The organism is Anaerobutyricum soehngenii (genome assembly GCF_009697165.1).
GTDB classification, from domain to species: Bacteria; Bacillota; Clostridia; order Lachnospirales; family Lachnospiraceae; genus Anaerobutyricum; species Anaerobutyricum soehngenii.
Map to the genome: position 1 here is coordinate 1 of NZ_VULP01000049.1, position 7,523 is coordinate 7,523.

5 protein-coding genes are annotated in these 7,523 nt (G+C 40.3%); 4 read left to right on the forward strand and 1 reads right to left on the reverse strand.

The genetic code is table 11. The features are described from left to right. Positions 1 to 368: 368 nt before the first annotated feature. From FYJ25_RS14070 to FYJ25_RS14095, 4 genes are all read left to right on the forward strand, one after another. Positions 369 to 938, forward strand: a complete 570-nt coding sequence (locus tag FYJ25_RS14070; protein ID WP_117982320.1) for a biotin transporter BioY — start codon at positions 369 to 371, stop codon at positions 936 to 938. Between the two features lie 293 nt (positions 939 to 1,231). Further along, positions 1,232 to 3,073 carry an NAD(P)-binding protein gene (locus FYJ25_RS14075; RefSeq protein ID WP_154581575.1) on the forward strand — a complete coding sequence of 614 codons (1,842 nt, stop codon included), beginning with the start codon at positions 1,232 to 1,234 and terminating at the stop codon, positions 3,071 to 3,073. Continuing rightward, positions 3,067 to 4,824 carry a [FeFe] hydrogenase, group A gene (locus FYJ25_RS14480; protein ID WP_205677400.1) on the forward strand — a complete coding sequence of 586 codons (1,758 nt, stop codon included), beginning with the start codon at positions 3,067 to 3,069 and terminating at the stop codon, positions 4,822 to 4,824. Before FYJ25_RS14075 ends, FYJ25_RS14480 begins: the two co-directional genes overlap by 7 nt. A gap of 472 nt (positions 4,825 to 5,296) precedes the next feature. After that, a complete protein-coding gene (locus FYJ25_RS14095; protein ID WP_021906376.1) occupies positions 5,297 to 5,470 on the forward strand; it encodes a hypothetical protein in 174 nt (57 codons plus the stop codon). 585 nt (positions 5,471 to 6,055) lie between these two features. Here FYJ25_RS14095 and FYJ25_RS14100 read toward each other — a convergent pair. Beyond that, entirely contained in the window at positions 6,056 to 6,913 is an 858-nt protein-coding gene (locus FYJ25_RS14100) for a DUF6070 family protein (protein WP_096239091.1), read from the reverse strand. Positions 6,914 to 7,523 lie beyond the last annotated feature (610 nt).

Below are 7,523 nucleotides of genomic sequence, written 5' to 3' on the forward strand. Positions count from 1 at the left end.
TATTAAAGTGCGCCTAAAATGTCCGGTTATCCACTTTTTATTCCAGGATTCGTGCTAAGCACGAATCCTTCCCTGTTTAAGTTCAAGATTGCGAACGAGCATCGCGAGTTTCGCAATTACCTATTGATACTTTTAGTCCCATTTTTAATTTTACAAAAAAACGCAAAAAATGTCAATATATTTGTGCAGAATGCCAGTTTTTTGAAAAAAATTTACTTGTGTGGCGAAAGAAAGGCCAAAGTCAGCTCCCTGTCAATCAGAAAAGCATTGTTAACTTATTTTTTTATTTCTGGTTGACAATTTGTTCTACTTCTTTTATAATGGAGCCAGTTTTATTTTTAACAATACATTTTAGAGAGGAAATTATCATGTCTGCTGTTACTACTACAAAGAAAAAATCTTTTACAACATTCCAGATGGCACTCATCGCTGTTATGGCTGCCATCACCTGTATTTTAGGACCACTCTCCATCCCGATTCCAATCAGCCCCGTTCCGATTTCTTTAACAAATCTGGCAATTTACCTGACTGTATGTCTGCTTGGCTGGAAGTTTGGAACAATAAGTTATCTAATCTATCTTCTTATTGGTATTGCAGGACTCCCTGTTTTCTCCGGTTTTAGTTCTGGTTTTGCAAAGCTTTTAGGACCTACTGGTGGATACCTGATCGGATTTATTCCAATGGCAATCATCTGTGGATTTGCTTTTGAAAAGTTTTCTAACCGCGGTATGCAGATTGTCGGTCTTGCCATCGGTACTATTGTTGCTTACATTTTTGGTACGGCATGGCTTGCCATCGAGGCACACCTTACCTTTTACCAGGCATTGCTTGCCGGAGTAATTCCATATATCCCTGGTGACCTTGTGAAAATCATTCTCGTTGTCCTTGCTGGACCGATTGTTAAAAAAAGATTACAATCTGGCGGCTTTCTTTTGTAAGCACTATTTTTTCTAATACTTTTTCAAAATATTTTGCTATACATTTTTGAAGAAAATGCAAAGAAAAACCACATTTATCGATGATATTTTATCATTTGATGTGGTTTTTTCTGTCTTTTTTATAAATTAATGCTCTCTTCCTGCTTTCTTTTGCAAATTGTTATTATTATAACATTTTTATTGTAATGATAATAAATTATCATTTCTTTTCAAATTTTTTCTCATATGATATAATCGCGTCATTGAGACTATTTTTTGCTATCGGGGCAATATCCCTGTGAATGGAGGAGATTATGAGTAGACTTGAGGTCAGAAAAAAAAGCAAGGCCCAGTTAGTCGTTGACAATCTGTACGAAGATCTGGAACGCCGAATTATTGCCAGTCCTCCCGGACTGTGTCCTGTTGATATGACTGCTTCTTTCCTGAAGCTGTTTCATGCACAGACTTGTGGAAAATGCGTTCCATGCCGTATCGGCCTGGGCGTTCTTGAAGATATGTTAGAAGATGTACTGGATGGAAAAGCCACTTTAGAAACACTTAGTTTAATTGAACGTACTGCAAAAGCCATTTATGACAGTGCCGACTGTGCCATTGGTTACGAGGCTGGAAGAATGGTTCTTAAAGGATTAGAAGGTTTTCGTGAAGATTTCATTGAACACATCACGAACGGACATTGTTCCTGTCATCTGGAACAGCCGGTTCCTTGTGTTGCTCTTTGTCCTGCCGGTGTTGACGTTCCTGGTTACATTTCTCTTATCGCAGATGAACGTTATGCAGATGCTGTTAAGTTAATCCGTAAAGATAACCCATTTGTTACTTCCTGTGCACTCGTATGTGAACATCCTTGTGAGACAAAGTGCCGTCGTAACTTCGTGGATGATGCAGTAAATATCCGCGGGCTCAAGCGTTACGCCGCTGACCACTGTGGTCTTGTGCCACCTCCAGAATGCTGCGAACCTACTGGTAAAACAGTTGCTATCATCGGTGGCGGTCCTTCTGGTTTAAGTGCTGCTTACTATTTACAGCAGATGGGACATCAGTGTACTATTTTCGAACAGAGAAAAGAACTCGGCGGAATGCTTTACTATGGTATTCCTAACTACCGTCTCCCAAAAGAGCGTCTTGCTGAAGATGTTCAGAACATTCTTGCTACAGGTGTTGAGACAAAGATGAATACCTGCATCGGTGATGGAGATGGAGAGATTTCCTTTAAGATGTTAAAAGAAAACTACGATGCAGTTTATATTTCTATCGGTGCACATACAGATAAGAAGCTTGGTATTCCTGGCGAAGATGCTAAGGGTGTTATTTCCGCTATTCAGATGTTGCGTGATATCGGAGATGGAAATCCACCTGATTTTACAGGCAAAAATGTTATCGTTGTCGGCGGTGGTAACGTGGCTATGGACGCTACCCGTTCTGCTATCCGTCTTGGTGCTAAAAACGTTAGTGTTATGTACCGACGCAGAAAGGCTGATATGACTGCCCTCATGGACGAAATCGAGGCTGCTATCGCAGAGGGTGCAGAGATTCTTGAACTCCATGCCCCTCAGGCAATCGAAACAAATAAAAAAGGGTATGTAACTGCTATGGTTGCTGACCCTAAGATTATCGGCCTGATTACTGGCGGTCGTCCTTCTCCTGCAAATTCCGGAAGAGAACCTATACATATCCCTTGTGATATTGTTATCGTTGCAATCGGACAGGATATCGTTTCTGAACCATTTGAACGTGCAGGCATCCCTGCAAAGCGTGGACGCTTCTTAGCACAGAAGGATAGCTCTATTGCGGAAAAAGATGGTGTATTTGCCGGCGGAGACTGTGTAACCGGACCTGCTACCGTTATCCGTGCTATCGCAGCCGGAAAAGTAGCGGCTGCCAACATCGACAACTACCTCGGATTCAATCATAAGATTGAAAGCGGCGTTGTTGTTCCAGAACCTCGTATTGAGAACAAGACACCTTGCGGACGTGTTACTATGATGGAAAGAAATACTACAGAGCGTAAAAAGGATTTCAATATCGTGGAGAACGGCATGACCTGCAAAGAAGCCAATCAGGAAGCACACCGCTGCCTGCGCTGTGACCGTTTTGGTTATGGAGTATTTAAAGGAGGACGAGTTGAAGAATGGTAAATATTAAGATAAATGACGTTCCTATCTCCGTTGAAGAGGGAACTACGATTTTAGAAGCCTGCAGAGAGGCAAAAATGATTGTCCCTACTTTGTGTTATTTAAAAGATATCAACGAAATCGGTGCCTGCCGTGTCTGCGTTGTGGAAATAAAAGGTATCGAAAGGCTCGTCACTTCCTGTAACAATACAGTAAAAGAAGGAATGGAGATTTACACAAACTCCCCAAAAGTACGTGATGCCCGCCGAATCAATATTAAGCTGATTCTCTCACAGCACAACTGCTTCTGCCCTACCTGTGTTCGAAGCGGAAACTGCCAGCTTCAGAAAGTTGCCAACGACCTTGAATTCGGAAGTGGTACTTTCAAACAACACATTACAGAAGAGAAGTGGCCTATGGACTTCCCTCTTATCCGTGACGAGAGCAAATGTATCAAATGTATGCGCTGTATCCAGATTTGTGATAAAGTACAGTCTTTAAAAGTATGGGATATCGCCAAAACTGGTTCCCGTACCACCGTTAATGTATCTCTTGGAAGAAATATTAAAGAAGCCGACTGTGCTCTTTGCGGACAGTGTATCACTCATTGTCCAGTTGCTGCTCTGTCAGGCCGTGACGATAAACGTCCGGTATTCTCTCAGAACGGTATGTTAAATACAAGAAGAAAAACTACAGTTGTTCAGGTTGCTCCTGCCGTTCGTACCGCATGGGCTGAAGCCTTCAAGCTTTCCCGTAAGTTTGCTTCCCCAGAACGACTTGCCGGTGCACTTCGTCTGATGGGATTTGATTATGTATTTGATACAACTTACGCTGCCGATCTTACTATTATGGAAGAAGGAAGCGAGTTCTTAGAACGACTGAAACATAAAGAAGACTACCAGTGGCCAATGTTTACCTCCTGCTGTCCTGGCTGGGTTCGTTTCTTAAAATCCCAGTATCCTGACATGGTAGACTGCCTTTCCACAGCAAAGTCTCCTCAACAGATGCAGGGAGCCATCATCAAGAACTACTTTGCTGATAAGATTCATGAAGATCCTGAAAACATTTTCAGCGTTTCCATCATGCCATGTATCGCAAAGAAGGCCGAATGTGCACTTCCTACTATGGACAGTACAGGAACTGGTCCTGACGTTGATGTTGTATTAAATACACGCGAATTCGTTGACTACATGAAGTCCCTCAACATTGATGTTTACGGACTTCCAGAAGACCACTTTGACTCTCCTTGCGGAGAAGGAACTGGTGCTGCCGTAATCTTTGGAACAACCGGTGGTGTTATGGAAGCCGCTTTAAGAAGCTGCTACTACCTTGCGACCGGAGAAAACCCAGATCCTGATGCATTCCACAGTGTCCGCGGCATGGACGGCTGGAAGGAAGCTTCCATCGATATCGCCGGAACAGAAGTTAAAGTCGCTGTAGTAAGCGGTCTTGGTAACGCAAGAAAGTTAATCGAAGCCATCCGCAGAGGTGAAGTATTCTACCACTTCGTAGAAGTTATGGCATGTCCTGGCGGCTGTGTAGGCGGTGGCGGACAGCCGATCCACGAAGGAAAAGAAATGGCTGAGATCCGCTCTAAGAATCTCTACTTCCTCGATTCCCACAACGAGCGCCGTTTCTCCCATGAGAATCCGGAAGTACTAAAAACTTACGAGGAATACCTTGAGAAACCACTCTCACGTATGTCTCATAAGCTGCTGCATACAGACCATCACGCATGGGATATGCCACTGGCTCCAAAATTAAAGAAAAGATAATCTACTAATTTGCTGGGGACACAGACGCCGCTTTAGTAGAAGATATTGAGCTGAATTATATGGAGTCTTCTAAAGAAAAAAGAATGGTTATAAGTTTGATTTTGTTCCGTTGCGCTAAGCATTCCATTCTGCCCAGAAAAACAGGAACTTGGGAAAAACGAATCCCAAGTTCCTATGGTCAGAATTCCATAGCGCAAAGTCACAAAATGCAATACTTATAACAATTCTTTTTTCTTTATCATAGTCTTCTTACAATTCAGCATAAAATTTTGTTTCAGCGGCTGTCTGGTTTTGATAACAAATAGAAAATTAGTATTTGGATTTGGTTGATTTATGTATGGATTTGCTGCAAATCAAAATTTGCTTCAGCATTACGTTGAAGTGTTTAACGGGGAAATAATAGCGATGTTACACCCTTATCAATTTGCTATTGATGAGGAGAATGCGAAAAGAATTATGGAGATGTATGATTATGACTGGACAGATGACGAAATATAAAGAATCTTTAAGACATATGCCAGAACCTATTATGTTAAGCCAAATTCAAAAAAAAGTGGACTTAAGAGGATTGATGAACTATGCCAAAGAAAAAGGAATAAAAGTAACACAGTTAACTAATGAAGAAAAGAATAGATTTCTGCTTTGATTTCCTTCTAAATCATCCAATATTAACCAGTAATTTCAGTTTCCGAAACCACCATCTTCATGAACTTCATATGCCCTTTCTTTTTACTACTCGTTAAAGATAGAATATAATCTTCTGATGAGATATCTTTCGAGCAAGCAGTAGACTTCTGACCTATCCCCCTTTATCTCCCCAAAGACTATTGAATTCATTCCTTCTGGAGCCAAAACACAGAAAAAAGAAATAATACCATATCCCAGATGCGGCTTCGGAGCATGTTTAAGATGCGGATGAGCATCTTAAACACAGCGACTACAGAGCAGATGGGATATGACATTGTTTCTTTTTTTCGTCTGTTTTCTCCTAATAAATCTGACGAGATACCTTTCGAGCAAGCAGTAGTCTTCTGATTTCTCCCCCTTCATCTCCCCAAAGACTATTGAATTCATTCCTTCTGGAGCCAAAACACAGAAAAAAGAAATAATACCATATCCCAGATGCGGCTTCGGAGCGTGTTTAAGATGCGCATAAGCATCTTAAACACAGCGACTACAGAGCAGATGGGATATGGTATTATTTCTTTTTTCGTCTGTTTAGCTTAACAAATTAAACCAGAATCCTAAACCTTCCATCTACTGTTTCAGATCTTTCCGGTGGTTCTGGTACACAATATTCTCCAGTAAACCAACCATCTTTTGCATAGTTCCATTCTTTTATTCTTGTATAAGTTGTGTCAATACTGATTACGTCTTCATCATCATTCCAGACGGAGCCGACATATAAGACATACATATTTTGTCCGTCAAAAATATATTTATTCCGTCCGATACCACCATCTTCGTGAACTTCATATACTACAATACTGTCCTTTTCTCCTTTTTGTGCTTTCTTTAAAAATGCATCAAATTTGTCTGCATTACACATATGTTCTTCTCTTCCGCTAAAAAATGCCGGAACAGAACAGCTTTCTATCTTATCCAATATCTTCTTGACAGTCTTATTCGGTAATACTACATTGCTGGTATCACCTTTTTCACTTTTATCATAAATAGGCCAAACAGCCTGCATCATCTCATGTAATTCTTCTTTTGCCGTTTTATTTTCCTGCTCGTCTACTGGAAGATCATAACCTTTTTCATAAACGGTCTTTTTCTCAGTTGAATTGTTCTTATCAGAAAATACATCCATCTCATAACCGTATCCTGTGTTCAATTCACTGTCTGAATCATTCTTGGATTCCCTCTCCCCATCTTCTCCTTCCATGTTGTCTGAATCCAAATCAGAATCCGAATTACTCTCATTATTATCCTTATTCCCATTCTTAATCTTTTCTATCATTCCTAGCGGTCTGCTACCACTTTTCATTCCAAGTTCCGCTGCCACAGCTAAAATTGCTATTAATAAAAGAACTGCTATTATAACTACAACACTTTTCTTTTGTATCCAACTATTCCTTTTCCTCATACAATCTTCTTATCCTTCCTGCGATTTTTTTCATAAGTATAATTTTATCATTTCTATAGGATGAGAAGCAAATTTCTGATTTCAAGAAAATTACCAGGTAGTTACTATTTGATTCATTAGGGGAAACAGACGAAAATAAAAAGAATAGACTATAGCAAATGTAAAGATATCACTGCGTAGAAAATGCCTAATCGGCATTTTTACTTGCTCTCACATTACATTTGCTATAGTCTATTCTTTTTATTTTCTGTTTGTTGGCTCCAGAAGGAATGATATCAATAGTCTTTGGGGAAAGAGATGGGGAAGGGGACAGACGGTCATGGCTTATTCTGATATTGTCTCCACGATGCTGTCAATGCTGATAAGATAATATCGTCAGCTATCATTGTATACGATAAATTCACTACTATATTGTGGCAATATATCATTTTTCTCTTATGGATGGTATACCTTTCGAGCAAGCAGTAGTCTTCTGATTTCTCCCCCCCTCAGCCTGTCCGAAAACCTTATTTTTAGGCATAAATTTAGCCCCTTTCCTTCATCTGTGACATTGAAAACTGAATAAAATACACAGGATGAAGAAAGAGGCTTATGCCTGTTCCATCAATTC